This window comes from Pseudomonas sp. IT-P176 (genome assembly GCF_949767245.1).
Lineage (GTDB): Bacteria > Pseudomonadota > Gammaproteobacteria > Pseudomonadales > Pseudomonadaceae > Aquipseudomonas.
Map to the genome: position 1 here is coordinate 100,586 of NZ_CATKPN010000112.1, position 24,029 is coordinate 124,614.

Consider the following 24,029-nt stretch of genomic DNA (forward strand, 5'->3'; position numbering starts at 1 on the left):
TTTTTGGAATTATCGGCAGCAGCGTAGGTTAACTATCGCTGAAACCGGTTTCAGAAGATACCAAAAGCCCTTGGGCCGTCAAGCTCGAAAATGCCCGTATCGAAAAAAATTGATCAAGCGCGTGCGCCATCGTCCGGATCACGACGTGGGCACAAAGGCAACTGGCAGATCTGTCAGGTGCGCGACAGGTTGGTTTCGCCTGACACTGTGTGACACAAGGTTAACGTGCGCAGGAGCTTCAATCATGATTTGCAGTCCCGGTGGAATTCGAGGAGAAAGAACCAGCGCGACAACCGCGCTCCTGACGTGGGATGAGCCCTACACCCGGTGCGTCTATTGCCCGTATAACGCCTCGGGTTATGAGGTCATGGCCGAGGGGATTGCCACCATTACCGTGAGCCGACCACCGTGCGTCATCAACGGATTGAACCCTAATCAGGAGTACTTTTTTTATCTCTATGCCAAGGCGGCGGGCAACATCCGCTCCAACCCGAGTCGGGCTCGCATAGGGCGGTATGTGCCGGATCGGATGCCACCGAGCAAGCCAACGGGCTTACGCACTGAAAGTGTGGTTGGTAATAGAGTCAACCTGGCGTGGGTGGCGTCGGTCGACAATGGTGGGGTGGTTGGGTATCAGATTTTCTGCGACGGGAAACTGATCGGCAATACAGATAGTACTCGTTATGCGGTCGCCGATCTGAATGATGCGACGACTTATATTTTCATGGTGCGGGCGCAGGATCCCGATGGAAACCATGCCGATTCCGACCCCTTGATGGTATCAATTCCGGATCTGGGGGGGCCTACGATTCCGGGTAACTTCAGGGTCATTGCGGCCATCACCCGTGACACCATCAGCGTCGGATGGCTTCCCTCTTATGGCGACGTCCGTATTGAAGGTTATGAAATTTTTGTAGATACGGTGTACCGGGCTACAGCCGCCGGCACCTACCGACGCATTGAAGGGTTAAGTCCTGGCACGACTTACAGTTTTTCGGTGCGTGCAGTGGACGTTCTGGGCAAGCGCTCGGGCTCGACGACCATACAGGCGACGACGACTGCTGCGCGTTAGCTACCGACCAACCCCGCCGCAATATTGATCGAAAAGCCCAGTATTGCGGTGTTGAACACAAAGCCGATCAGTGATTGTGCCAGCACGATCTTGCGAATGTCCCGGGTGGCCACGCCGACGTCGGCGGTTTGTACCGCGACACCGATGGTGAAGGAGAAGTACAGGAAGTCCCAGTAGTCGGGGTGCTTCAGGCCCTCGGCGAAGCGCAGCGCCGGTTCCTTGCCATCCCAGGTGTAGAACAGTCGCGCGTAGTGCACGCTGAAAATCATCCCGATCAGTAGCCAGGAACCGATCACCGTCACCCCGGTAAAACCGTAGCGCACAAGCTTTTGCGAGGTGCCGAGATCGCCGGTGCCTGCCAACTCGACAGTGATCGCGACCAGGCTGGCGATGGCGGCAATGCTGACGATGAACAGCACCAGCCCGGCGTTTTCATCCTCGACCTCAGCGATACGCTTGACCTGATCGGCACGCGAACGGACGGTGAGCCACAGCATCAGGGCCAGGTAGGTCCAGACGCCGGCATTCCAGCCAATGAGGATTTTGCTGACGAGTGAGTCGGCGGGCGCCAGAATACCTGCCGCGACGCCAATCAGGGTGGCAGCGGTGAGGCGTGGGTGAGTGCGGACGAGGTGGGGCATGGGGGCTCACTGCAATGGGACTTCAAAGAACCATAGCGCAGCGCGGTCTAGTGTGGCCACACCGGTGAGCCTGATGAGGTCCGGTGTGGGAGCTGGCCGGCCAGCTCCCACCAGTGACGTTGGTCAGATGTCCTTGTGACGCTTGCGTACCAGCTTCATCACCACCACAAAAAACACCGGCACAAACACCACGGCCAGGGTCGCGGTGATCATCCCGCCGATGACCCCGGTGCCAATGGCTTGCTGGCTCGCCGAGCTGGCGCCGGTGGCGATCGCCAACGGCACCACGCCGAGGATGAATGCCAGCGAGGTCATGATGATCGGCCGCAGGCGCAGGCGCGCGGCTTGCAGGGTGGCGTCGAGCAGGTCGTGGCCTTCGTCGTACAGGCTCTTGGCGAACTCGATGATCAGGATCGCGTTCTTCGCCGACAGGCCGATGATGGTGATCAGTCCTACCTTGAAGAACACGTCGTTGGGCATGCCGCGCAAGGTCACCGCCAGTACCGCACCGAGTACTCCCAGCGGCACCACCAGCAATACCGACGTCGGGATCGACCAGCTTTCGTACAGCGCCGCCAGGCACAGGAACACGATCAGCAACGACAAACCGAGCAGGATCGGCGCCTGGCTGCCCGACAAGCGTTCCTGCAATGACAGCCCCGTCCATTCCTGGCCCAGCCCCGCCGGCCCCTGGGCCACCAGGCGTTCGATTTCCGCCATGGCTTGTCCGGTGCTGTAGCCAGGGGCCGGCTCACCGGAAATGCTCACGGCCGGGTAGCCGTTGTAGCGGGTCAACTGGGTCGGCCCCTGGGTCCATTCGGCCCGGGTGAAGGCCGACAGCGGGACCATATTCGCGTTGCTGTTGCGTACGTGGATCTTCAGCAGGTCTTCGACCTGGCTGCGTCGATCACCCTCGGCCTGCACCACCACCCGCTGCATCCGTCCCTGGTTGGGGAAGTCGTTGATGTAGCTGGAGCCGACCGCGGTGGACAATACGCTGCCGATGTCGGCAAACGACACGCCCAAGGCATTGGCCTGCTTGCGGTCGACGATCAATTGCACTTGCGGCGCTTCAGCCAGGGCGCTTTCGCGCACATTGGCCAGGATCGGACTTTTTTCAGCGGCGTCCAGCAAGGCCGTACGCGCCTGCATCAACGCGCTGTGCCCCAGGCCGCCACGGTCTTGCAGGCGGAACTCAAAACCGCTGGAAGTGCCCAGGCCATCGACTGGCGGCGGCAGCACCGAGTAGGCAACCGCGTCCTTGATCTGGCTGAAGGCGATATTGGCGCGCTCGGCAATCGAGGCCGCGGAGTCATCGCTGCCGCGCTGCGACCAATCCTTGAGGGTAGTGAAGGCCAGCGCCGCATTCTGCCCACTGCCGGAGAAGCTGAAGCCGAGGATCACCGTACTGTCGCCGATTCCCGCTTCGCTGGCGTTGTGCGCCTCGATCTGTTGCGCCACCTGCACCGTGCGGTTCTTGCTGGCGCCCGGCGGCAGTTGAATGTCGGTGATGGTGTAGCCCTGGTCTTCGGTCGGCAGGAACGAGGAGGGCAGGCGACTGAACAGCACGCCGAGCGCCACCAGCAACACGCCGTAGATCAGCAGGTAGCGGCCGCTGCGTTTCAGCGCATAGGCCACCCAGCCTTGGTAGCGATCCGTGAACTGCTCGAAGCGTCGGTTGAACCAGCCGAAGAATCCGCTCCTGGCATGCAGCTCGCCCTTGGCCACCGGCTTGAGCAGGGTCGCGCAGAGCGCCGGGGTCAGGGTCAGCGCGAGGAACGCCGAGAACAGGATCGAGGTGGCCATCGACAGCGAGAACTGCTGGTAGATCACCCCCACCGAACCCTGCATGAACGCCATCGGGATAAACACCGCCACCAGTACCAGGGTGATGCCGATGATCGCCCCGGTGATCTGGGTCATGGCCTTGCGGGTCGCTTCCTTGGGCGACAGGCCTTCTTCGGCCATGATCCGCTCGACGTTCTCCACCACCACGATGGCGTCGTCCACCAGGATGCCGATGGCCAGCACCATGCCGAACATGGTCAGCACGTTGATCGAAAAGCCCAGCGCCAGCATGGTCGCGAAGGTGCCCATCAGCGCCACCGGCACCACCAGGGTCGGGATCAGCGTGTAGCGGATGTTCTGCAGGAACAGGTACATCACCGCGAACACCAGCAGCATTGCCTCGCCCAGGGTGTAGACCACCTTGGTAATCGAGACTTTGACGAAGGGCGAGGTGTCGTAGGGGATCTTGTATTCGACGCCAGCCGGGAAGTAGCGGGCCAGTTCGTCCATCTTCTCGCGCACCAGGGTGGCGGTGTTCAGCGCGTTGGCGCCAGGTGCCAGCTGCACGGCGACCGCGGTGGACGGCTTGCCGTTGAGGCGGGTGCCGAACTGGTATTCCTGGCTGCCGATCTCGACCCGCGCCACATCGCCGATGCGCACGATGGAGCCGTCGGGGTTGGCCTTGAGCACGATGTCGGCGAACTCTTCGGGCGTCGACAATTGCCCCTTGACCAGCACGGTGGCGGTGATTTCCTGGCTGTTGTGGGTCGGCAAATCACCGATGCTGCCAGCGGAAACCTGGGCGTTCTGCGCGACGATCGCGGCGTTGACGTCGGCCGGGGTCAGGTTGAAGCCAATCAGTTTCTGCGGGTCGATCCAGATCCGCATCGCCCGTTCAGCGCCGTACAACGAAGCCTTGCCGACCCCATCCAGGCGCTTGATCTCGTTCATCACGTTGCGCGCCAGGTAATCGCTGAGCGCCACTTCATCGAGCTTGCCGTCGCTGGAAGTCAAGGTGATCATCAGCAGGAAGCCGGAAGACACTTTCTCCACCGACAAGCCCTGCTGGATCACTGCTTGCGGCAGGCGCGACTCCACCACTTTGAGGCGGTTCTGCACATCGACCTGGGCCAGCTCCGGGTTGGTGCCCGGCTTGAAGGTGGCCGTGATGGTGGCCGAAGCGAGGCTGCTCTGGGATTCGAAATACAGCAGATGGTCGGCGCCGTTGAGCTCTTCCTCGATCAGGCTGACCACACTTTCATCGACGGTTTGTGCCGAGGCACCCGGGTACGCCGCGTAGATTTCGATCTGTGGCGGCGCCACATCCGGGTACTGGGCCACCGGCAGTTGCGGGATGGCCAGGGCGCCGGCCAACAGGATGAACAGTGCAACCACCCAGGCGAACACCGGGCGGTCAATAAAGAAATGCGGCATAAAATCTGCGTCCTGCCTACTGCCCGGTGACCAGGGCGTGCTCAAGAGGGGTGGCGTCGATGGCTACTTTGTCGCCGGGACGGGCGTGCTGCAGGCCTTCGATGACAATGCGGTCGCCGGGCTTGAGGCCGGCGCTGACGATCCAGCGGTCCTGTTGCACCTGGCCCAGTTGCACGGCTTGCTGGCTGACCCGGTCCTCGCTGTCGAGCAGCAACACCTGGGCAATGCCGGCGCTGTCGCGCTGGATCGCCCGTTGCGGCACGCTGATGCCTTGCTGGTTGACCGCTTGCTCCAGGCGCACACGAATGAAGCTGCCGGGGAGCAGGTCGAGGTCGGGGTTGGGGAACTCGCTGCGCACAATGATCTGGCCGGTGCCGGGGTCGACACTGATTTCCGAGAACAACAGCTTGCCCGGCAACGGATAGTGGCTGCCGTCGTCCTGGATCAGCGTGGCCTTGGCCTGGTCCTGGCCAACCTGCTGCATCTGCCCGGCACGGAAGGCGCGGCGCAACTCGTTGAGCTCGCGGGTCGACTGGGTCAGGTCGGCGTGGATCGGGTCCAGTTGCTGGATCAGCGCCAGGGGCGTGCTTTCGTTCTGTCCGACCAGTGCGCCTTCGGTGACCAGCGCGCGGCCGATGCGCCCGGAAATCGGCGCGGTGACCGTGGCGTAACCCAGGTTCAGCCGGGCACGGGCCACGGCGGCCTGGTTGGCGGCGACGTCGGCATTGGCCTGCAGCGTGGCTGCACGAGCATTGTCGTAATCCTGGGCACTGACGGCCTGGTCCTTGATCAACTGGGCGTAGCGTTTTTCCTGCAGGCGCGCCTGGAACGCATTGGCCTGCGCCTTGCGCAGCGCCGCGTCGGCGCTGTCGAGGTCGGCCTTGAACGGCGCCGGGTCGATGCGAAACAACACCTGGCCCTGTTTCACGTCGCTGCCTTCGCGAAAGGTGCGCTGCAGCACTACCCCGGCGACCCGGGCGCGCACTTCGGCGATGCGTGGCGCGGCGATCCGCCCGCTCAGCTCGCTGCTGATCGACAGGGGGCGAGCTTCGATGGTTTCGATGCGCACGCTGGCCAGCGGCGCGGCCTCCTCGACGCTGGAAGACTTGTCACAGGCGCTCAGCATCAATGCCAGTGCTATCAGGCTGAGCGGTGCAAGCAGGTTCTTGGACATGTAAATACCCCAATAATGACCCAGGCATGCTACGGGCAGCCGACCAGGGTAGCGGTGAAGCTTTGTAGTGGCTGTGTGAAATTGTGTGAAGGTTTTGCTCCTGCATGCGTGAGGGCGTATATCCTTGGTTTCTTTTGTGTCTGTTCAGCCGCTTTCGCGGGCAAGCCCGCTCCCACATGATCTGTGGTGCGCAATCCCCTGTGGGAACGGGCTCGCCCGCGATGGACCCGTCCAGACGCCATCGCTATTTCTGGAAACACCCATGCCCAACATCCTCCTGGTCGAAGACGACTCTGCGCTCTCCGAGCTGATTGCCAGCTACCTCGAACGTAATGGCTATCAGGTCAATGTGATCAGCCGTGGCGATCAGGTGCGTGAACGAGCGCGGGTCAACCCGCCGGACCTGGTGATTCTCGACCTGATGCTGCCCGGGCTCGATGGCCTGCAGGTGTGCCGGCTGTTGCGCGCCGATTCGGCGAGCCTGCCGATCCTGATGCTGACCGCTCGTGATGACAGCCACGACCAGGTGCTGGGCCTGGAAATGGGCGCCGACGACTACGTCACCAAACCCTGCGAGCCCCGGGTCCTGCTGGCGCGGGTGCGCACCCTGCTGCGCCGCAGCAGCCTCAACGAACCGCAAAGCGCCAGCGACCGGATCCTCATGGGCAACCTGTGCATCGACCTGTCGGAGCGCACCGTGACCTGGCGCGAGCAGCCGGTGGAGCTGTCCAGCGGCGAGTACAACCTGCTGGTGGTCCTGGCCCGGCATGCCGGCGAAGTGCTGAGCCGCGACCAGATCCTGCAGCGCTTGCGCGGCATCGAGTTCAATGGCACCGATCGCTCGGTGGACGTGGCGATTTCCAAGCTGCGGCGCAAGTTCGACGACCACGCCGGCGAAGCGCGCAAGATCAAGACGGTGTGGGGCAAGGGCTATCTGTTCAGCCGTTCCGAGTGGGAATGCTGACGCCATGCTGCGCATCCTGATCCGCCTGTACCTGATCACCATCGTCACCTTCAGTGCGGCGATCTACCTGGTGCCAGACCTGGTGGTCAAGGTCTTTCACGAGCGCTTTTCCAGCTATAACCTGGACCACTCCCGGGGCGTGCAGAACCTGCTGGTCAAGCAGTTTCAAGGCGTGCCGAGCACTCAATGGCCGGCCCTCGCCGCTGAGTTGGATCAACAATTTAGTCCGTTGCAGATCGCCGTGGTTCCGATCAGCGATGAGGGTTTCACCGCCCATGAACGCGAGCGTTTGCAGCGCGGTGAAATGGCCGTGCGCACCGGTGACTGGGGCTGGCGCACGTTGGCCGCGGCGCCATTGAATGAATCGCAGGCGGTCAAGCTGGTGGTGCCGCCGGACCCGCTGGACGTCAGCCTGCTGTACTGGGGCATCAATGTGCTGATCGGTGCGGCGCTGCTCGCCTGCCTGCTGATCTGGCTGCGCCCGCACTGGCGCGATCTGGAGCGCCTGCGCAACACCGCCGAACGTTTCGGCAAAGGTCACCTGGGCGAACGCACGCAGATCGCTGCCAGCTCCAACATCGGCAGCCTGGCCCACGTCTTCGACACCATGGCCGGCGACATCGAGAACTTGCTGAACCAGCAGCGCGACCTACTCAACGCGGTATCCCATGAGCTGCGCACGCCCTTGACTCGCCTGGATTTCGGCCTGGCCCTGGCGCTGTCTGATGACTTGCCGGCCGCCAGCCGTGAGCGTTTGCAAGGCCTGGTGGCGCACATTCGTGAGCTGGACGAGTTGGTCCTCGAGTTGCTGTCCTACAGCCGCCTGCAAAACCCGGCACGTTTGCCGGAGCAGGTCGAGGTGGCACTGGACGAGTTCATCGACAGCATCCTGGGCAGTGTCGACGAAGAGCTGGAGTCGCCGGAAATCGTGATCGACGTGCTGCTGCACGGCCATCTCGAACGCTTCAGCCTCGACCCGCGCCTGACCGCCCGGGCTATCCAGAATTTGCTGCGCAACGCCATGCGCTATTGCGAGAAGCGCATCCAGATTGGTGTGCAAGTGCGGCCCGAAGGTTGCGAGATCTGGGTCGACGATGACGGCATCGGTATCCCCGACGACGAGCGCGAGCGGATTTTCGAACCGTTCTACCGCCTCGACCGCAGCCGCGACCGCGCCACGGGCGGCTTCGGCCTGGGCCTGGCCATCAGCCGCCGGGCCCTGGAAGCCCAGGGCGGCACCCTCACCGTCGAGGCGTCGCCGCTGGGCGGGGCGCGATTTCGGTTGTGGTTGCCAATACTGCCTTGATCGTTGGGGGTATGGTTATCGTGATATCAGATCCAATTCGGGGGTGTAATAGAGGTACATCCTTATCTAAAATTCATAATCAGGTGGTCTTTCTGATTTGATATGCATTTGGTTTTGGTCGCCGACGCCCGATGACGCGATAGTCCGATACCCAAGCTGGATTATCAAAATACTGTAGTTTGATTTTGTCATAAACCCCGGTTGGGAATACGAGCGTAGAGCGCTCTTGTATGTACTCCAGGATGCCACTTTTTATTCTGAAATTGGTGAAAACGTCATTCTCATCATATTTCATTGATTTAAAGGTGTGGAAGTCTTTGACGTAGACCTTGAGAACAACAGGCGGTGAATTGTCGGCCTGCGCAGCAATACGTGCATATCTCACAGCAATATCGAATTCATCTGTTGTGTAAAATCCAATCCCAAGTGCTTGATTTCCATTTGCCCCTGAGTGTCGCGGGTCGAGTCCCTGTGTAAGTGAAGGGACATTTTTACTTGAGGTTCCGTGGTAAGAAACATGCTTGAATTCACTCATCTCTGTTGGTCCTGAAAGTGACTTTGGAAGACTTCCAGGATTCTGTGCGGAAATGGTTTTCCGCGCACGACTGAGCCAGGAGAGCATTTTATTTGTAATGTTTGAATTGAATGAAGCATTGCCAGTGGGATCCATGCGGTTAACCGGATCTCCTAAGCAATACGCATAGGCGTTCAGTCCTCCCTTTCCAAACGGACTCAGACTGTCCGGACCATGAAACCGCATCAACACCGGGTTGAAGGCGCGATAGCCATTTCCCAATAAATAATGTCCGGTCTGCGGGTCCGGTTGTTCGCCGTTGAACATCAGCAGGCTGAAAACCCCGTTTGCCGGGAGGGGTTGACCATAGGGGGTGTAGACGAGGGCGTGAGTCTGTGTCGCGTCGAGCGCCCTGAGGACCGAACATTGTTGATCGGTTGCCAGTAACGTAGTGTCGACCTGCATGTTGTGGCATTGCTGTTGTGCTAGCAAATAGTAGTCATGCCGAACGATGCGATGACCCATCGCACCTTGTATTTCAGTGGCGAGACGGTTTTTGCAGTAAAAACGTAGCACGTTGGGGACTGATGGCTGCGTATAGCTATCCAGACGATCGAGAGGATCGTAGCGATAGCTACACAGTAGCGTTTGACCAGAGGTCGTAGGCATCGATTCAGCTCCTTGCAAAGTTCCGTTACTGGGCCTTTATCATCGGTGCCCTTTCTTTTGATGCCTACTGGCAGAACTACTAGGATTTATCGATCCCTGACCTCCGGCAGCGATCGGAGCATTACCTGCTGATTGCGCAACAGGTTCAAACACTCACGTATTGAACCAGGAGTGTTCATGTCCGATATCGACCACGGCTCGGCGATTGAACGGAAAGTAGTGATCGATCAGGGCCATTTGCTGGTCGACATAAGTCTGATCCCACAGGTGATGAGTGTTTGAAATGTTGGCGCCCGGCTCGGCATTGAAGCAAAGCCGATAGTAGTCGGCGCGCTCGACGGCGACCACGTCGTTGAGCACACCGGGGCCTGTCAGGCGGAACAGTTCACGTGCGTAGGTCGGCATGTCCATGGCCGCCTCCCTGGGGTTGCCGAGGATACCCAGGGCATCGACATAGGGCCGGACCTGGGTAAAAAAGCCTGGGCTTTGCACAAAGCGCAGCTGCATCTCCTTGGAAATTTCCTGCAATACGGGATTGTTGGGATGGGACGCGAAAATGCTGCTGTTGTAGCCTGAAAACCCTGCCATCTGCTCAGTGACCTTGGGCCCAAGCAGCAAATCGTTAGGTGCGGCCAGCAATTCGATATCGTTGATATCCACCCGAAAGGTGTCATCGACATCCATGTAGATACCACCATGATGGTCGGTCAAGGGATAGCGCAACACATCGGAGGCTGCCGAGTAATTACGCCCGGGCCCGTGCATGACGGTGGTGTACTGCTGGTAGTTGTCCGATTGCGAGAACATGCCAAAAAACGCGGTGTCCCGTAAGGGCGCTATCACCAGCGAGGGCGCGGCCCGTTGCAGTTGCTCCCGAATTTGTGCCAGTACCTCGGCGTCCTGTATATCGACATGCAGGGTCGAGACATAACGGCTGCTGAGCCGGCAGTTATGGGCGATGTTCTCGATCAGTCGAGGCGACGGCACGGCATGCCCCAGCCATAGGTAGTGAATGTTCGCAGGGATAGGCGCAAGGTTGCTCGCAAACACCGGGAGCCTGGGCAGTTGCACCGTCTGCATTCTTGCAGGCGCCGGCAGGCTGTCCTTGACCGCGCGCCATTGCGCGACAGGACCGGTGACCCATTGGCCCTGGGCATTGCGCCAGGCGGGTGTAGTCGGTTGCCCCCGAAAATCGATCAACCACCAGCAACCTTGCTGCACCATGAAAATCGCTTGGCAATCCTGCTCTGGCCCCAGGTGAACCCAACCGGTGACGGACATGCCATCGACCGGGATGGTGACCTCATGCGCTGGTGCCAGCTGTTGTTGCGGCGTGCGTGGCAGGCGGCACAGGCCGCTGACGCTCAGCATGTGACCTCCCAGGCCTGGCGCGAGGCGTTGAAGGTGACTACCGGCCCCTGCACCTCAGCGCTGTGGACCCGCCATTGCGTGGTATCGGGCAGCGGGCTTACAGCGTAGGGATGGCCCTGCATGAGGATGTAAGTGTGCCGGTTTATCGTGTAAAGGTTCATGACGGGGGGGACGTCCGAAAGATCAATGCCGTGGGCGACCAATTGGCGCTGTTGAGGGATAGTCAGAGCGTTGCGGGTGACAGACAGGTTTGGCTTGAAGAAAGCCAGCGCGTCGGCCTGCCTGAATGCGGCCAGGGTGGTCAGGTCCTGTGAGCGCAACAAGTCACCGGAGGCGGCCCCCAGGGGCGGCAGGTTCAGGCCGTTGGCAAGCTGCGATGCATGGAGTTGTCCGCGAACGAAGCGCGAGCCGGCGCGTACCAGCGCCACGCCTTTGATACCCCCTTGAAACAGGAATATCGCCGGCCCCAGCGGGTTGGCCGCCTGAGCAAAACCTTTGGCCAACACTGCACCGAACTCCCGGGCACCCTGGGCGGTTTGCGCCGCCTTGAGCGCCAACCGGGAAATCCCGAAGGCGGTCGAACGCACTACCAGGCGTCCCACCTGGACGTAAGCCCTCACGGCATGCAATACGGCATTGCCAAAAGGCACCAGGTAGCTCAGCACTTCCAACCCGGCGAACAGGAAGGTACCGGGGGTTACGGTGCCGCGGCTGATGTCCAGGTACACCGAATAGCCGGGCACAAAGAAACTCGCCAGGCGCTCGTTGCTCGCCAGCAGACTCTCGCGGTAGCGTTCATAGGGGGTCGGCTCACGCAAGACGTCGTACGCCTGGTCGACGGCTTTGCCAAAGACTTCGTCGACCATCTTCTGGCTGAGAAAGCGGATTTTTCCATCACGATCCAGTGCGCTGATCTGGCGAGCTACTGTGTAGAAACCAACGTCCAGTTCGGGTTCCGCGAGAACCTTGCCGGGACGCCCTTGAAGGTAGGCGTCCTGGTCCAGATCCGGCACTGCGCTCATGTAGGGCGACTCGTGATAAATGGCGTCGGCCGTAGGGGGTGAAAACCTGTAGTTGACGCGAATTCTTCGCGTGCCGTTGCGTCCCAGCAGGCGAATCGTGCCCGATGCAGAAAAGATTTCGTAGGCGTACTCCTGGTCATCCTTCTTGTAGAGTGCGATCAACCCGTGGCAGGCGGTCTGGCGTTGCCCCTGGGGATCCTTGAAGGACACCTTGATGAATTTGTAGGCCCCAAGGATCCTGTCACGGTCCAGCGCCGGCAAGTCGTGCAAGGCCAGGACCATGCGCTCTACCTGGCCTTGCAGGTAATTTTGCTTGAAGTCCTGGTAGCGCTCCTCGAACGCTGCTTGAAGCGCACAGCCGCCGTCGATATCAGGGATAAAACCCAATTCGCTGACACCGAATGCACGCTCTACACCACAGGTCATATAGCGTTCGAGCGCGGTCATGCGCATCGAGCGACCAAGCTCGTGATAACCCTTCACAAAAAATCGCAGTACCTGGCTTTCAGTGAATGATGACCGGCGTTGCAGGTTCAGTTCCGGTTGCGACTTCAGACGTTCCAGGGCCATGGATTTGCGCACGGGAGGTACTTGTGCCAGCTGGGTAAAGGTTCTTGCCTCAAGCATTTGTTGCTGTTGCAAATGCAGCAAGGCTGCCAATGACTGATCCGGCCCGACCTGGTCAGCGCTAGTCTGCGCAATGACGCCCCGGCACATCGCAAAGTGCAAGGTGGCGACTTGACCACTGACGGCAATCGCCAGTTGTGCTGGCTCAGGCAATTGCTCGAACGGGCATTGGCTGTAGAAGCTCATCAGCTCCTGATAACGGTGAATCAGCGAAGAACCGGGGCGAAGCTGTTCTGCCAGGTTGACCGCATGACGGAACTGGATGGCGCTCAGGCTCTGGCCGAACAGCAGAGTGTCAGGCACATTGCGGACCAGCAACTCCGGAGCATGCTCACGACACAGCAAGGTAAAGGTCAACGCACCTGCCCCACGGGCGCTGCTTTGCTTAAACGTGGCCTGCAGGTGCTGGCGCAGGTGTAGACGTACCTGCTCATGGGTACGCTCTCCCAGCGCCACGGTTAACAGGTTCAGCCCGCAGACATGCCCCAGGGAGCGGCTGGGCACCGGCTCGAGATAGTTGGTCAACGCCTCGAGCGCCATGGCCCTGCGCAGTGGGGGCGATTGGCGGTGCTGGGGATCCATTGCCCGTTCGAGCCGGTGAAAGCCCGGAAAGTCACACAGTAAGTCGAGGAACAGCCCGTGGGTCAGCAGGTAAGGATCCGTGTGGGAAGGGGCGGTTGCTGCTGGGTACACAAGGCTGACCTGCAAGTAATCGCACAGGGCATCGACGTCGGGAGGCGTGCTCCTGGCGCCGATGATTGAATCAATCCTGAAACTGCCGGCCCGTATGCGGGCCTGGGCTTCGTCCAGCACGGTGGCGCTGTAGCTGAGGTCCAGGCGCTCGGAGGCGGCGGGATTCAGGCCGAGCAAGCCTGGAGTCACCAGGTCGGCGGTATGTCGTGCCTGTTCGCGGGTCGCGTCGCGAGCAAGTAGTTGCTCCATGACGAAACACTTGTAGCCGCGGCTATCGGGAACCTCCCACTGCGCATTCAGCCGATGCAATTGATAGCGGTAGATCTTTTCGATGACGCTGAAGGCGAGCGCTGGAGTGATGGCGCCCTGGGCAAAATAATACGGCGTTCGGTTCAGCACTTGGCCAACACGCTCGATCGTTTGCGGGCTGGCCAGTGCTTCAAGCATCAGCTGACGACGTTCGGCGTCTGTCAGTGCCCCAGTCCTGAGGGGCGGCATGTCGAAAAACGTCAAGGCCAGGGCATTGCCGTCGCGACCGGCTTCGTTGCGGTGGGCCGTCCAGGCATTGAACAACTGTTGGTCGGCGATCTTTTCGACGAGCCGCAGGTTACGTTCGGCCACCCATGGGGCCAGATCCTGGACGCGGGATGTCTCAAGGGCGGCATCCAAATGTCCGAGGAATGCGAGCAGGCCTTGGTCCAGTACCGACCCCTTGCCGGTTTCAACGGCAAAGTTGAGGTTTTTATCTTGCATTGCCAGCGTGGCGGCTATCAGTTCGCCGACCAGGTCCGAGGCAAGCGGGTACGCGTGAAGGGATACTCGCTCGATGCTGTCACGCAGCGCGCTGGCCAGATGCAGGGCGTCGTGCCTGGTCAGGCACCCCAGTAATGGACCTGCTCCTGGCGCCTGAGCCAATTGCTCAGTGACGTCGCGGTTCAGCGCTGTCCACCCGGTAAATACCTGCAGCCCTCTGGTCGGCGTCACACAGATGATCGGGCCTTGCAGTTGCTCGACGTCTGGCGCATCCGCCAGAGCGGGCGTGATGAGGAAGCAGCGATTGAGTACGCAGGTACGAAAGCTCGCGCGGTCTTGCAAGGCCAGGGTATGGATGCGCGCGGTGGTCGGGTCTTGAAGCGTTGTGCAGAGGAGTTGATAGTGCGCAGTTTCCAGCGTGCCATCCAGTACGCCCAGGCGTGCAGCATCCTGCAAGCGTGCCGTCAGTTGGCTACCCCATGCCTGTTTGCGCGGTATACCCGGGCTGGGGGTATCCCAGTAGTGCTTGAGGTCGTCTAGCCACCTTGCCGTCCAGTTGCGCAGGAACTCGAGGAGACCATCGAACAGGGTGCGGCTGACGGGCAGGAAGGCGTGGAGTTTGAAATTGCTGTAGTTGACCGGTGCTTCCCTGAGCAAGTCCGCGCTGCTGACTGGGCTCGACGGGCCGTCCTGCTGCTGGACGTGAAGGTCCTGATACAGGGATATCCAGAGGGTTTTGCATTCCCGGCCCTCAGGCGGGGTCGTGTTGGCGCGCAGCATCTCGGTGATCAATTGGGCAACCGGTTGGTTGTACGACAGCGCGATAGCCGGACGTTGCGTGACCGGGTCGAGCATGATCAGGGCCGGGTCATCTTCTTCTGCAGCGTGTACCCGCATCGAGTAAATCGTTGTCGGATCGAGGGTCGGAGCAACTTCGCCGATCAGCTCGGTGAGCGCTTTGATCAGCGTTGCCTGCGCGCTCGGCTGCTGGGCAAACAAGCCGATCTGCTCGAAGCGGTTACCCAGCATTCGCCCAATCTGTTGGCGTTGCAGTCCGCGTACGTGGCGAGCATCGACGATGCTGGCGAGCAGGCTGATCTGATCGTTATGCAGTACATAGGCGTTGTGGTTGTGCTCCAGGGCCCGGGCAAAAAAGCTGGCTCGGAACTGGCTTCGCGCTTCGCTATCCGGGAGCGAATCGGGATAAGCCGCACGGTCGGCAAAGTCCCGCCAGATGGTCGAGGCCAACTGGTACATGAACTCCAGCATCCACTCGGGACCGATGGTATCCAGGGCGCGGCCCGTGGCCCGGGCCGCGATCAACCGGGTTGCCTTGAGGTTGAGCAGCAGTGGCAGCACGCTGCCGTCGGTCCATTGGCCAATGCTGTCGGGCGCCGTGGCACTCAGGGCGCGGTGAACATCGACGCTCGTCAGGTAGCCCAGCATCTGCCGGGCTTGCATGCTTTCCAGGCTACTGATGGACGGATCACCGAGGTGGGTGAGGTAGGTGCGGATCGTGAGCGGAGTGAAGGGCTCCATAGTGGGCTCCCGTTAAGAGTGAGCTTCACTATCAAAAAAACCGAACCCGGTGATGCGGTACATAGTTATCGCTGGCTAATGTAGTTTTGCGTGGTGTTGCACAGCACTTTGCAGGAGCGAGCCTGCTCGCGATGGTCGCTAACGATGACGCGTATTGCCTGAATACACGCGTAGTCTTTTGCGCACGAACGCCGTGCGTCGCGGTCGTACCCTTCACAGGGCCCAGGCCCAGCGCAACGGGGAGACGTAATGAGCCAGGATGTACTTGCCACTGAAACCAATCGCCGGCAGTTGCAGCAAATCATCGCCGGGCTGTCCGACGGGGTGATTCTGCTGGATGCCGACAAGACCCTGCTGTGGGCCAATGACGCGGCGCTGGCCATGCACGGGGTCGAGCGGATCAGCGACCTGGGGGCCAACGCCCGCGAGTATGCCCGGCGATTCACCCTGCGCTATCGCAACAACCATCCGGTGTTGGTGAAAAACTACCCCATCAGCCGCGTTGCCAATGGTGAGACCTTCAGCGATGTGGTGGTCGAAGTCACGCCGACCGGCGACCCGGAGCGAACCTGGGTGCACCGCATCCGCAGCATGATCCTCACCGATCAGCAGGGTGCGCCGGAATCCCTGGTGTTGATCCTCAGCGATGCCACTGAATGGGCCAGCGCCGAGCAGCGCTTTGAAAAAACCTTCAACGCCAACCCGGCCCCGGCGGTGATCTGCCGCCTCAGCGACCTGCGTTACCTCAAGGTCAATCAGGGTTTCGTGGAAATGACCGGCTACTCACGCGAGCAGATCATTGGCCGTTCGTTGTACGAACTGGACGTGCTGGAGGACGCCGAGCGCCGCGACCTGGCCATCGAGCGCCTGAGCCAGGGCATTACCGTTCCGCAAATGCAGGCCGACCTGCGCCTGCCCGATGGCAGCCGCAAATTGGTAGTGGTGGCCGGGCAGCCGCTGGACCTCAACGAAGAACCGTGCATGCTGTTTTCCTTCGTTGACCTGGAATTGCGCCGCAGGGCCGAAACCGCGCTGCGCCAGAGCGAGGAACGGTTCGCCAAGTCGTTTCGCATGAGTCCGGTGCCGACCCTGATCTGCAGCGCCGAGAGTCTGCAGGTGGTAGACGTCAACGATGCCTTCCTCAACTGCATCGGGTACGCCAGTGAGACGCTGTTGGGCAAGACCATCGATGAGCTTGGCTTCTTCGCCACCCGGGATGCTGCCAGCCAATTGTTTGCTACGTTGAAGAGGCTCGGCAGCGTGGAAAGCGTCGACCTGCAAGTGCGCAAGCAGGACGCGATGCTGATCGACTGCGCGGTCTGGGCCGACACGGTGAGCATCCAGGACCATTCTTGTTATCTGCTGGTGCTGATGGACATCACGGAACGCAAACGCACCGAGCTGGAACTGGTGGCGGCGATCGAGGAGGTGATGCAGGACGCCTCCTGGTTCAGCCAGACCCTGATCGAAAAGCTGGCCAACGCCAAGAGTGCCCATCGCAGCCACCGGCCGAGCGTGGCGTTTACCGAACTTACCGCCCGTGAGCGCGACGTGCTGGGTTTGATCTGCGAAGGCCTGGCTGACAAAGAGATCGCCGCGCGGCTGCAACTGGCGCCCAATACCGTGCGTAATCACGTGGCTACGCTGTACTCCAAACTGGCCGTGCACAGCCGTAGCGAGGCTATTGTCTGGGCCCGTGAACGTGGGTTGTTTGCTGGTGAGCGGCGGCTGAAAAGCCCGAAATAAAGGTGCAAATGCACTAGTTGCGACAGTGCAAATTGAGCTTCTGCAACGGCTCGCCAGTTCATAGGCTGTCAGGGTGCGCATCGTCCATCGGACGTTTGCCGCTTCCTTTCAGCCCAGCCCAATGGACGCCTGCCGTGATGACCCAAGCGCAACTGCGCAGTTACATCGAACAAGCCCTGGCCCCGCTGGCCTGTGACTTCAGCGTGGATGCCGATGGTTGCCTGACGCTGCGAGTGTTCGAAGCGCAAGACGGTCGGGTGCACCTGGTGGTGACCGGGATCAAGCCCGGCCGGCTGACCAGCGCCAGCGACCTGGCGCAAATGCTCGAAGAGCTGCGCTATGAGCTAAGCGCTACCCGCCTGGGGCAGGCCGACAGCGCTTGAACCCGGGTTGGCGGTTGAGGAGCTATCGATCGCTGAACTATCTGAAGTCCTTGCGGCTCTACAGATCAGGCCCTCTGTGGCTTACATTGGGCTGAACTCCTCTTAACCCGACTCGCAGGCCACCTCATGCACACTTTTTTGAGATCTGCTTTTGCGCCATTGCTGTTGCCACTCTGCGCGGTTGCCATCCTCAGTGGCTGCGCCAGCCCACCACCGCCAGTGGTGGTGCAAGCCCCGCCGGTCAAGACCTGCAACACCGCGCAAGATACCCAGGTGCTGGGCCAGGCCCGGGCGGAGGGGGAAGTGACCCGGGTCACTACCACCACCCGTTGCATCACTCAGTAGCCGGCAACAAGCGCTGGCGGCAATCGAGTGTCAGGCGCGCACCGCCCCATTCGCTGACACCGACGTCCAGGCTGAAGCCGTGCAGGTGGACGATGGCGGCGACAATCGACAGGCCCAGGCCGAACCCACCGTTCTGGGCGCTGTCGTCGACCCGGTAGAAGCGCTGGAATACGGCCGTGCGTTTGTCGGCGGGAATGCCGGGGCCGCAATCGTGTACTTCGATCCGGCAACTGCCGGCATTGTCGCTGGCCCGTACCTGCACCTGACCGCCGGCCGGGGTGAACTTGATCGAGTTGCTCAGCAGGTTGGACAAGGCCTCGAACAGCAGCGCCCGGTCGCCGGTCAGCGACGGCAGGCTGGGCGGTGCCTGCAGGCTCAACGTCAACTGGCCTTCTTCGGCGAGGGGCAGGTAGAAGTCGTGCAGTTCCTGCAGCAGCGGTAGCGGGTCGAACAGCAGGAAGCCGGAACGCCGCTGTTGATCCTCCAGCTCGGAAATCCGCAGCAATCCGCGAAAACGCGCCATCAAGGTGTCGGTCTCGGCAATCACCTGATCCAGTTGCGCCGCCTCGGTCGAGCCTTCGGCTGCTTGCTGCTGGATCCGGTACAACTGGGCGCGCAGCCGGGTGAGCGGGGTGCGCAGGTCGTGGGCGATGTTGTCGCACACCCCCTTGACCTCGTTGACCAGGCGTTCGATGCGTTCGAGCATGGCGTTGACGATGGCGGCCAGCATGTCCAGTTCGTCGCGGCGGCTGGACAGCGGCAGGCGGTGGTTGAGGTTGCCGGCGACTATGGCTTCGGCGCTGGCCTGCAGGGCGTGGATGCGGCGCAGGGGGCGGCGGCGCAACAGGTACCAGCCGGCAATGCCGGGAATGATGGTCAGCGATACGCCCCAGAGCAGCGCATGCAGGATGATCCGGTTCACGGCAAACAGTGAACCGTTGTCGCGCGCCAGCACCAGCCAGCGACCATCCAGGGTCGGCGTCGCCACGGCGTCGCAGCTGTCCGGGGGGAGGCGTGGGTCATGGGGGTCGGCGCAGTTGGCGAGTTCATGCACTTTGCCGTCCAGCGGCAGACCCTCGGGGATCTGCTGGATCAGCCCGTGCAGAGGGCGGTGAAAGGCGTCGAACAGGCCGTAGGCATCAACGCCGCGTTGGTCGAAAGTGGTGCTGGCGATCAGCGCTTCATCCAGTTGCTCGCCGTGAAAGCGCGAGAACAGGTGCTGGCGTTGCATGATCGAATGCCGGGACAGGTTATCCAGGTAGCTCGACACCTCGTAGTACATCACGCCCATCAGCAGGCAGCTCCAGACCACGAACAGTGCGCTGTAGAGCGCCAGCAGGCGGCTGCTGGAGGAGCGCCAGCCTTTAGACGGGTTCAGCAATGACATAACCCGAGCCTCGCACGGTGCGGATCAGTGGCAGCAGCCCTGGTGGGTCGACTTTTTTGCGCAGGCGGCCGATGTGGACGTCGATCAGGTTGGTACCGGGGTCGAAGTGGTAACCCCAGACTTCTTCGAAGATCATCATCCGCGAGAGGATCTGCCCGCTGTTGCGCAGCAGGAATTCCAGCAGTTTGTATTCGGTGGGCAAGAGGATCAGCAGTTGCCCGGCGCGGGTGGCTTCGCGGCTGATCAGGTTGAGTTCCAGGTCGGCCACCTGCAGGGTGGTTTCCACGCTCTTGACGGTGTTTTGGCGGCGCAGCAGGACTTCGACCCGGGCGGCCATTTCATCGGTGGCGAAGGGTTTGGTCAGGTAGTCGTCGCCTCCGGCGCGCAGGCCGCGTACACGTTCGTCGACATCGGACAGGGCGCTGATCATCAGGATCGGGGTGGACACACCCATGGTGCGCAGGGTGGTGACGATGGCCAGGCCGTCGAGTTCGGGCAGCATGCGGTCCAGGGTGATCAGGTCGTAGTCGCCGCTGACCGCGCGAGCCAGGCCTTCGCGACCATTGGCTACCCAGTCTACGTCGAGGCCGTGGCTGCTCAGTTCGGCGACGATCTCCCGGGCGGTGACTGCGTCGTCTTCAATGGTCAGGATTCGGGTCATGGGGTTGCCTGAGGGTGGGTGAGTTGCCTGGCGTAGTGTGCCAAGAAATGGGGGTTGGGTTGCTAAATTAAAGTTTATGTAGGGTTGAGGGGCGGGGGGGTTATTGCCTAACGCCCACTGGCAGCAAGAGCTACAAGCGTAATTAGTGCATTAAGCCCGCTCCACTGGGGCGGTTGTTGCAAATTGCATGGGTGGAAAATCGCTGAAGTTTTCAACCGATTGAAATAGAAGAATTTATTCAAAGTTCGTAGCTGGCATGTTGACTGCAATATCAGGTCTGAAGCGTTGCAACAGTCTTCCTCATGCCTGGAGCACTACAACAATGAATAGAACCTCTGATATGTATCCGGCCGATCTGCCAGCGTCGAGTGCGCTGTCGGGGGTGTCCTGGGCGGCGATTTTTGCCGGGGCGGCGGCTGCGGCAGCGCTGTCGCTGATTCTCGTGGTGCTGGGTTTTGGCCTCGGATTTTCGGCGGTGTCGCCGTGGGCCGGGAGCGGGATCAGTGCCAAGGGCCTGGGGATTTCCACTATCGTCTGGCTGGCTTTCACCCAGATTGTTGCCTCCGGGCTCGGTGGCTATATCGCTGGGCGGTTGCGGGTGAAGTGGTCGAACATGCATGGCGATGAGGTGTATTTTCGCGACACGGCCCATGGCTTTCTGGCTTGGGCGGTGGCGACCCTGGTGACCGCGACCCTGGTGGTCGGTTCGGTCAGCAGCATCGTCAGTGGTGGGGTGCAGGCCGGTGCCAGTGTGGCAGGCGGGGCGGCCAGTGCCATGACCATGGCTGCGGGGACCGCTGCCAGCCAGGGCAGCGCGGATGATTACGGCTATTTCGTCGACACCCTGTTTCGTGATGATCGTCCGGCGGCGGTGAGCGACGATGCCGCCCATGCCACCGTGACCCGGATTTTCGTGCAGACCCTCAGCCATGACGGTCAACTGGCGGCGGAGGATCGTACCTACCTGGCCCAACTGGTGGCCCAACGGACCAACCTGACCCAGGCGGATGCCGAGCGGCGGGTCGATGAAGTGTTCGCCAAGGCGCACAAGGCGGTCGAGGATGCCAAGCTGGCGGCCAAGCAAGCAGCCGATACTGCCAGCAAAGTGGCGGCCTGGACCGCGCTGTGGATGTTTGTCGCACTGTTGTGTGGTGCTTTTTTTGCGAGCCTCGCCGCTACCTTTGGCGGTCGTCGCCGGGACGCGGTGGTGTATCTGGAACCGGCCGGCTATATCCCGGTCTCTGCGCCCACTGCCATTCGTTGATTGAGGAGAACTACCATGCGCTCACTCCTGCTGTTTTTCCTTGGCGTGCCAATCCCGATCATTATCCTGATTGCCTTGTTCATGCATTGATCCTGCTACAAGGCTGAACCAACCGCGTCTGCCCCTGGCAGGCGCGGTTTTTTGTGCGCCCGGTATTTGGCAAGGGCAGTCCTGTTTTTGGCCGATGCGGCGCCTACGGCTGGGGGCATCGGCTTGGTATAGTTCGGGCCTTCATTTCTGTGCCAGCAAGGACTACTGCCATGCCCGAATATCAAGCCTTCCGCGTCGAACTGGCGGACAACATCGCCCATGTGCAGATCAACCGTCCGGAAAAGATCAACGCGATGAACGCGGTGTTCTGGACCGAGATCATCGAGATTTTCCAGTGGATCGAAGACACCGACGAGGTGCGCGCGGTGGTGATCAGTGGTGCCGGCAAGCATTTCTCCTCGGGGATCGACCTGATGATGCTGGCCGGGGTGGCTAACGAAATGGGCAAGGACGTGGGTCGCAACGCGCGCCTGCTGCGCCGCAAGATCCTCGCCTTGCAGGCCTCGTTCAATGCGGTCGACAACTGCCGCAAGCCGGTGTTGGCGGCAATCCAGGGGTATTGCCTGGGTGGGGCGATTGACCTGATCAGCGCCTGCGACATGCGCTATGCGGCCGCCGATGCGCAATTCTCGATCAAGGAAATCGACATCGGCATGGCTGCCGACGTCGGTACCCTGCAACGCTTGCCGCGGATCATCGGTGACGGCATGCTGCGTGAACTGGCTTACACTGGACGCACCTTTGGTGCCGAGCAAGCGCGTGAGATTGGCCTGGTCAATCGGCTCTATCCGGACACCGAGAGCCTGCTGGACGGGGTCATGGGCATAGCCCGCGAGATCGCCGCCAAGTCGCCAATCGCTATCGCCGGTACCAAGGCAATGATCAGCTACATGCGTGATCACAGCATCAACGATGGCCTGGAATACATCGCCACCTGGAACGCCGCCATGCTGCAGTCCAACGATCTGCGCGTGGCCATGGCCGCCCATATGAGCAAACAGAAGCCCGAATTTCTGGATTGAGCCCACATGACTTCACGCTGGACCACGGCAGTACTCGACACCGACGTAACCGGCGGCTGGGCAGTAGCCCGCAGCCCCGAAGGCTTTTTGTTCGATGACAATGGCGCGCTGTTCCCCCGGGAATGGCTCAAGCGCCAGGATTTGTCGCTGCTCGCCGAGCATGGCATTGGCCATCTCGACGGCGAGCCGGTGTATCTGCTGGAGTTGCAGGCCGCAGGCGAGGTGCCGGGGTGTGGCTGGAAAGGCTTGCGTGGGTTCATGCTTGAAGGCGATCACACGTTGTACAAGGTACTGGGCTACGCCGCGCAGATCGGCACCTGGGCCCGCGAGCACCGTTTTTGTGGCAACTGCGGCCAGGCCATGGTCCAGGTGCCACGTGAGCGGGCGATGTATTGCCAGCCGTGTGACTTGCGCAGTTACCCGCGGATTTCACCGAGCATGATTGTGCTGATCACCCGCGGCGACGACATCCTTCTGGCGCGTTCGCCGCGGTTTGTCAGCGGGGTCTACAGCACCCTGGCCGGTTTTGCCGAGCCGGGGGAGTCGGCCGAGGACTGCCTGATTCGCGAGGTGCGCGAGGAGGTGCAGATCGAGGTCAGGAACATCCAGTACCTGGGCAGCCAGTGCTGGCCGTTCCCTCATTCGATGATGCTCGGCTTCCATGCCGAGTACGCCGCTGGCGAGATCGTCCCGCAAGCCGACGAGATTGAAGACGCCCAGTGGTTCAACATTCACGCGCTGCCGCCGTTGCCGGCGTCGCGCTCGATTGCCCGCTACCTGATCGACGTCTACGTTGCGCGGCGCTTAGGCCACGCTGAACCAGTGCTGCCAGGCTAGGCGTACGGTCAGGCCCAGCACTACCGCGATGAATACCGGGCGAATGAACTTCGCCCCACCGCTGATGGCGGTGCGCGCCCCAAAAAACGCCCCGACCATCACCGACACGCCCATGCTCAGGCCGATGATCCAGTCCACCTGCCCGGAAAAAATGAACACCGACAGCGCGGCCGCGTTGCTGACGAAGTTCATGCTGCGCGCCACGCCGCTGGCCTTGACCAGGTCGATGGGGTACAGCAGCAGGCTGCTGACAGTCCAGAACGCGCCCGTGCCGGGACCGGCCACGCCGTCGTAGAAGCCTAGGCTGAAGCCCTGGGTCGACTGCCACTTCTTCTTGATCGGCGCGTCGCTGTCCACCGGCGCCTTGGGCGTCCCGCCAAACAGCAGGTACAGGCCACAGGCAAACACGATCACCGGGAGCATTTTGTTCAGCCATTCGGCCGGCAGGTAGTGCGCCACGACCGCACCGGCCAGCGCTCCCACCAGGGTGCCGACAATCGCATGCACCCACTGCCTTGGATGGAACAGCTTGCGCCGGTAGAAGGTGACGCTGGCGATGGCCGAGCCGAAAGTCGCGCTGAGCTTGTTGGTGCCCAGCACCAGGTGCGGGGGCAGGCCGGCGGTGAGCAGGGCCGGGGTGGTCAACAGGCCGCCGCCGCCGGCAATGGCATCGATGAAACCGGCAATGAACGCGACAACGGCCAGAATGGCCAGGGTGGTGAGGTCTACGCTGAGTTCGAAAGGCATGGGGTCGACTTATTCGGTG

Annotated in this window: 18 protein-coding genes; 9 read left to right on the plus strand and 9 right to left on the minus strand. The window is 61.2% G+C overall.

What is annotated here, in order from left to right; genetic code table 11:
- The first annotated feature begins 244 nt into the window (after window positions 1-244).
- Entirely contained in the window at window positions 245-1,072 is an 828-nt protein-coding gene (locus ACM6IP_RS25625; RefSeq protein WP_414862575.1) for a fibronectin type III domain-containing protein, read from the plus strand.
- On the opposite strand, the gene ACM6IP_RS25630 is transcribed toward ACM6IP_RS25625, so the two are convergent.
- The 3 genes from ACM6IP_RS25630 to ACM6IP_RS25640 form a co-directional block, all read right to left on the minus strand.
- Complete coding sequence (locus ACM6IP_RS25630) at window positions 1,069-1,713, minus strand: DUF1345 domain-containing protein (RefSeq protein ID WP_095168403.1); 645 nt, start codon at window positions 1,711-1,713, stop codon at window positions 1,069-1,071. The genes ACM6IP_RS25625 and ACM6IP_RS25630 overlap by 4 nt on opposite strands.
- A 123-nt stretch (window positions 1,714-1,836) precedes the next feature.
- Window positions 1,837-4,935 carry a multidrug efflux RND transporter permease subunit gene (locus tag ACM6IP_RS25635; RefSeq protein ID WP_414862576.1) on the minus strand — a complete coding sequence of 1,033 codons (3,099 nt, stop codon included), beginning with the start codon at window positions 4,933-4,935 and terminating at the stop codon, window positions 1,837-1,839.
- 16 nt (window positions 4,936-4,951) lie between these two features.
- Entirely contained in the window at window positions 4,952-6,109 is a 1,158-nt protein-coding gene (locus ACM6IP_RS25640; RefSeq protein WP_320334394.1) for an efflux RND transporter periplasmic adaptor subunit, read from the minus strand.
- A gap of 262 nt (window positions 6,110-6,371) precedes the next feature.
- Between ACM6IP_RS25640 and ACM6IP_RS25645 the strand changes: the two genes are divergently transcribed.
- Together ACM6IP_RS25645 and ACM6IP_RS25650 are read left to right on the plus strand one after the other, a co-directional pair.
- On the plus strand, window positions 6,372-7,073 hold the full coding sequence (locus ACM6IP_RS25645; RefSeq protein WP_095168397.1) for a response regulator transcription factor: 702 nt from the start codon (window positions 6,372-6,374) through the stop codon (window positions 7,071-7,073).
- A 4-nt stretch (window positions 7,074-7,077) separates the two neighbouring features.
- Entirely contained in the window at window positions 7,078-8,379 is a 1,302-nt protein-coding gene (locus ACM6IP_RS25650) for an ATP-binding protein (protein ID WP_414862577.1), read from the plus strand.
- A gap of 79 nt (window positions 8,380-8,458) precedes the next feature.
- Here the strand turns inward: ACM6IP_RS25650 and ACM6IP_RS25655 are convergent, their stop codons facing one another.
- The 3 genes from ACM6IP_RS25655 to ACM6IP_RS25665 form a co-directional block, all read right to left on the minus strand.
- Window positions 8,459-9,562: an RHS repeat-associated core domain-containing protein gene (locus ACM6IP_RS25655; protein WP_414862578.1), complete on the minus strand. Its 1,104-nt coding sequence runs from the start codon at window positions 9,560-9,562 to the stop codon at window positions 8,459-8,461.
- Between the two features lie 153 nt (window positions 9,563-9,715).
- The gene (locus tag ACM6IP_RS25660; protein WP_414862579.1) at window positions 9,716-10,933 is read right to left on the minus strand and encodes a glycosyltransferase; all 1,218 of its coding nucleotides are present in this window, start codon (window positions 10,931-10,933) and stop codon (window positions 9,716-9,718) included.
- Window positions 10,927-15,567: a hypothetical protein gene (locus tag ACM6IP_RS25665; protein ID WP_414862580.1), complete on the minus strand. Its 4,641-nt coding sequence runs from the start codon at window positions 15,565-15,567 to the stop codon at window positions 10,927-10,929. Before ACM6IP_RS25665 ends, ACM6IP_RS25660 begins: the two co-directional genes overlap by 7 nt.
- 249 nt (window positions 15,568-15,816) lie before the next feature.
- Between ACM6IP_RS25665 and ACM6IP_RS25670 the strand changes: the two genes are divergently transcribed.
- From ACM6IP_RS25670 to ACM6IP_RS25680, 3 genes are all read left to right on the plus strand, one after another.
- Window positions 15,817-17,313, plus strand: coding sequence for a PAS domain S-box protein (locus ACM6IP_RS25670; protein ID WP_414862581.1), 1,497 nt, complete (start codon window positions 15,817-15,819; stop codon window positions 17,311-17,313).
- Between the two features lie 137 nt (window positions 17,314-17,450).
- On the plus strand, window positions 17,451-17,696 hold the full coding sequence (locus tag ACM6IP_RS25675; RefSeq protein WP_095168388.1) for a DUF1652 domain-containing protein: 246 nt from the start codon (window positions 17,451-17,453) through the stop codon (window positions 17,694-17,696).
- A 126-nt stretch (window positions 17,697-17,822) separates the two neighbouring features.
- On the plus strand, window positions 17,823-18,041 hold the full coding sequence (locus tag ACM6IP_RS25680; RefSeq protein ID WP_143501188.1) for a hypothetical protein: 219 nt from the start codon (window positions 17,823-17,825) through the stop codon (window positions 18,039-18,041).
- Here ACM6IP_RS25680 and ACM6IP_RS25685 read toward each other — a convergent pair.
- Window positions 18,031-19,428 carry a sensor histidine kinase gene (locus ACM6IP_RS25685; RefSeq protein ID WP_095168385.1) on the minus strand — a complete coding sequence of 466 codons (1,398 nt, stop codon included), beginning with the start codon at window positions 19,426-19,428 and terminating at the stop codon, window positions 18,031-18,033. The two genes, ACM6IP_RS25680 and ACM6IP_RS25685, sit on opposite strands and share 11 nt — an antisense overlap.
- On the minus strand, window positions 19,406-20,089 hold the full coding sequence (locus ACM6IP_RS25690; RefSeq protein ID WP_095168383.1) for a response regulator transcription factor: 684 nt from the start codon (window positions 20,087-20,089) through the stop codon (window positions 19,406-19,408). Before ACM6IP_RS25690 ends, ACM6IP_RS25685 begins: the two co-directional genes overlap by 23 nt.
- 322 nt (window positions 20,090-20,411) lie before the next feature.
- Between ACM6IP_RS25690 and ACM6IP_RS25695 the strand changes: the two genes are divergently transcribed.
- From ACM6IP_RS25695 to nudC, 3 genes are all read left to right on the plus strand, one after another.
- On the plus strand, window positions 20,412-21,353 hold the full coding sequence (locus ACM6IP_RS25695; RefSeq protein WP_414862582.1) for a hypothetical protein: 942 nt from the start codon (window positions 20,412-20,414) through the stop codon (window positions 21,351-21,353).
- 260 nt (window positions 21,354-21,613) lie between these two features.
- Window positions 21,614-22,426, plus strand: a complete 813-nt coding sequence (locus ACM6IP_RS25700) for a crotonase/enoyl-CoA hydratase family protein (protein ID WP_095168379.1) — start codon at window positions 21,614-21,616, stop codon at window positions 22,424-22,426.
- A gap of 6 nt (window positions 22,427-22,432) precedes the next feature.
- Window positions 22,433-23,263, plus strand: a complete 831-nt coding sequence (gene nudC, locus ACM6IP_RS25705; RefSeq protein WP_095168377.1) for an NAD(+) diphosphatase — start codon at window positions 22,433-22,435, stop codon at window positions 23,261-23,263.
- On the opposite strand, the gene ACM6IP_RS25710 is transcribed toward nudC, so the two are convergent.
- A complete protein-coding gene (locus ACM6IP_RS25710) occupies window positions 23,231-24,010 on the minus strand; it encodes a TSUP family transporter (RefSeq protein WP_095168375.1) in 780 nt (259 codons plus the stop codon). The two genes, nudC and ACM6IP_RS25710, sit on opposite strands and share 33 nt — an antisense overlap.
- Window positions 24,011-24,029 lie beyond the last annotated feature (19 nt).

Excerpts from the sequence above, each read along its gene's own strand:
- ACM6IP_RS25625 (WP_414862575.1), top strand. The coding sequence starts at position 245 with ATGATTTGCAGTCCCGGTGGAATTCGAGGAGAAAGAACCAGCGCGACA.
- ACM6IP_RS25630 (WP_095168403.1), bottom strand. The coding sequence starts at position 1,713 with ATGCCCCACCTCGTCCGCACTCACCCACGCCTCACCGCTGCCACCCTG.
- ACM6IP_RS25635 (WP_414862576.1), bottom strand. The coding sequence starts at position 4,935 with ATGCCGCATTTCTTTATTGACCGCCCGGTGTTCGCCTGGGTGGTTGCA.
- ACM6IP_RS25640 (WP_320334394.1), bottom strand. The coding sequence starts at position 6,109 with ATGTCCAAGAACCTGCTTGCACCGCTCAGCCTGATAGCACTGGCATTG.
- ACM6IP_RS25645 (WP_095168397.1), top strand. The coding sequence starts at position 6,372 with ATGCCCAACATCCTCCTGGTCGAAGACGACTCTGCGCTCTCCGAGCTG.
- ACM6IP_RS25650 (WP_414862577.1), top strand. The coding sequence starts at position 7,078 with ATGCTGCGCATCCTGATCCGCCTGTACCTGATCACCATCGTCACCTTC.
- ACM6IP_RS25655 (WP_414862578.1), bottom strand. The coding sequence starts at position 9,562 with ATGCCTACGACCTCTGGTCAAACGCTACTGTGTAGCTATCGCTACGAT.
- ACM6IP_RS25660 (WP_414862579.1), bottom strand. The coding sequence starts at position 10,933 with ATGCTGAGCGTCAGCGGCCTGTGCCGCCTGCCACGCACGCCGCAACAA.
- ACM6IP_RS25665 (WP_414862580.1), bottom strand. The coding sequence starts at position 15,567 with ATGGAGCCCTTCACTCCGCTCACGATCCGCACCTACCTCACCCACCTC.
- ACM6IP_RS25670 (WP_414862581.1), top strand. The coding sequence starts at position 15,817 with ATGAGCCAGGATGTACTTGCCACTGAAACCAATCGCCGGCAGTTGCAG.
- ACM6IP_RS25675 (WP_095168388.1), top strand. The coding sequence starts at position 17,451 with ATGACCCAAGCGCAACTGCGCAGTTACATCGAACAAGCCCTGGCCCCG.
- ACM6IP_RS25680 (WP_143501188.1), top strand. The coding sequence starts at position 17,823 with ATGCACACTTTTTTGAGATCTGCTTTTGCGCCATTGCTGTTGCCACTC.
- ACM6IP_RS25685 (WP_095168385.1), bottom strand. The coding sequence starts at position 19,428 with ATGTCATTGCTGAACCCGTCTAAAGGCTGGCGCTCCTCCAGCAGCCGC.
- ACM6IP_RS25690 (WP_095168383.1), bottom strand. The coding sequence starts at position 20,089 with ATGACCCGAATCCTGACCATTGAAGACGACGCAGTCACCGCCCGGGAG.
- ACM6IP_RS25695 (WP_414862582.1), top strand. The coding sequence starts at position 20,412 with ATGAATAGAACCTCTGATATGTATCCGGCCGATCTGCCAGCGTCGAGT.
- ACM6IP_RS25700 (WP_095168379.1), top strand. The coding sequence starts at position 21,614 with ATGCCCGAATATCAAGCCTTCCGCGTCGAACTGGCGGACAACATCGCC.
- nudC (WP_095168377.1), top strand. The coding sequence starts at position 22,433 with ATGACTTCACGCTGGACCACGGCAGTACTCGACACCGACGTAACCGGC.
- ACM6IP_RS25710 (WP_095168375.1), bottom strand. The coding sequence starts at position 24,010 with ATGCCTTTCGAACTCAGCGTAGACCTCACCACCCTGGCCATTCTGGCC.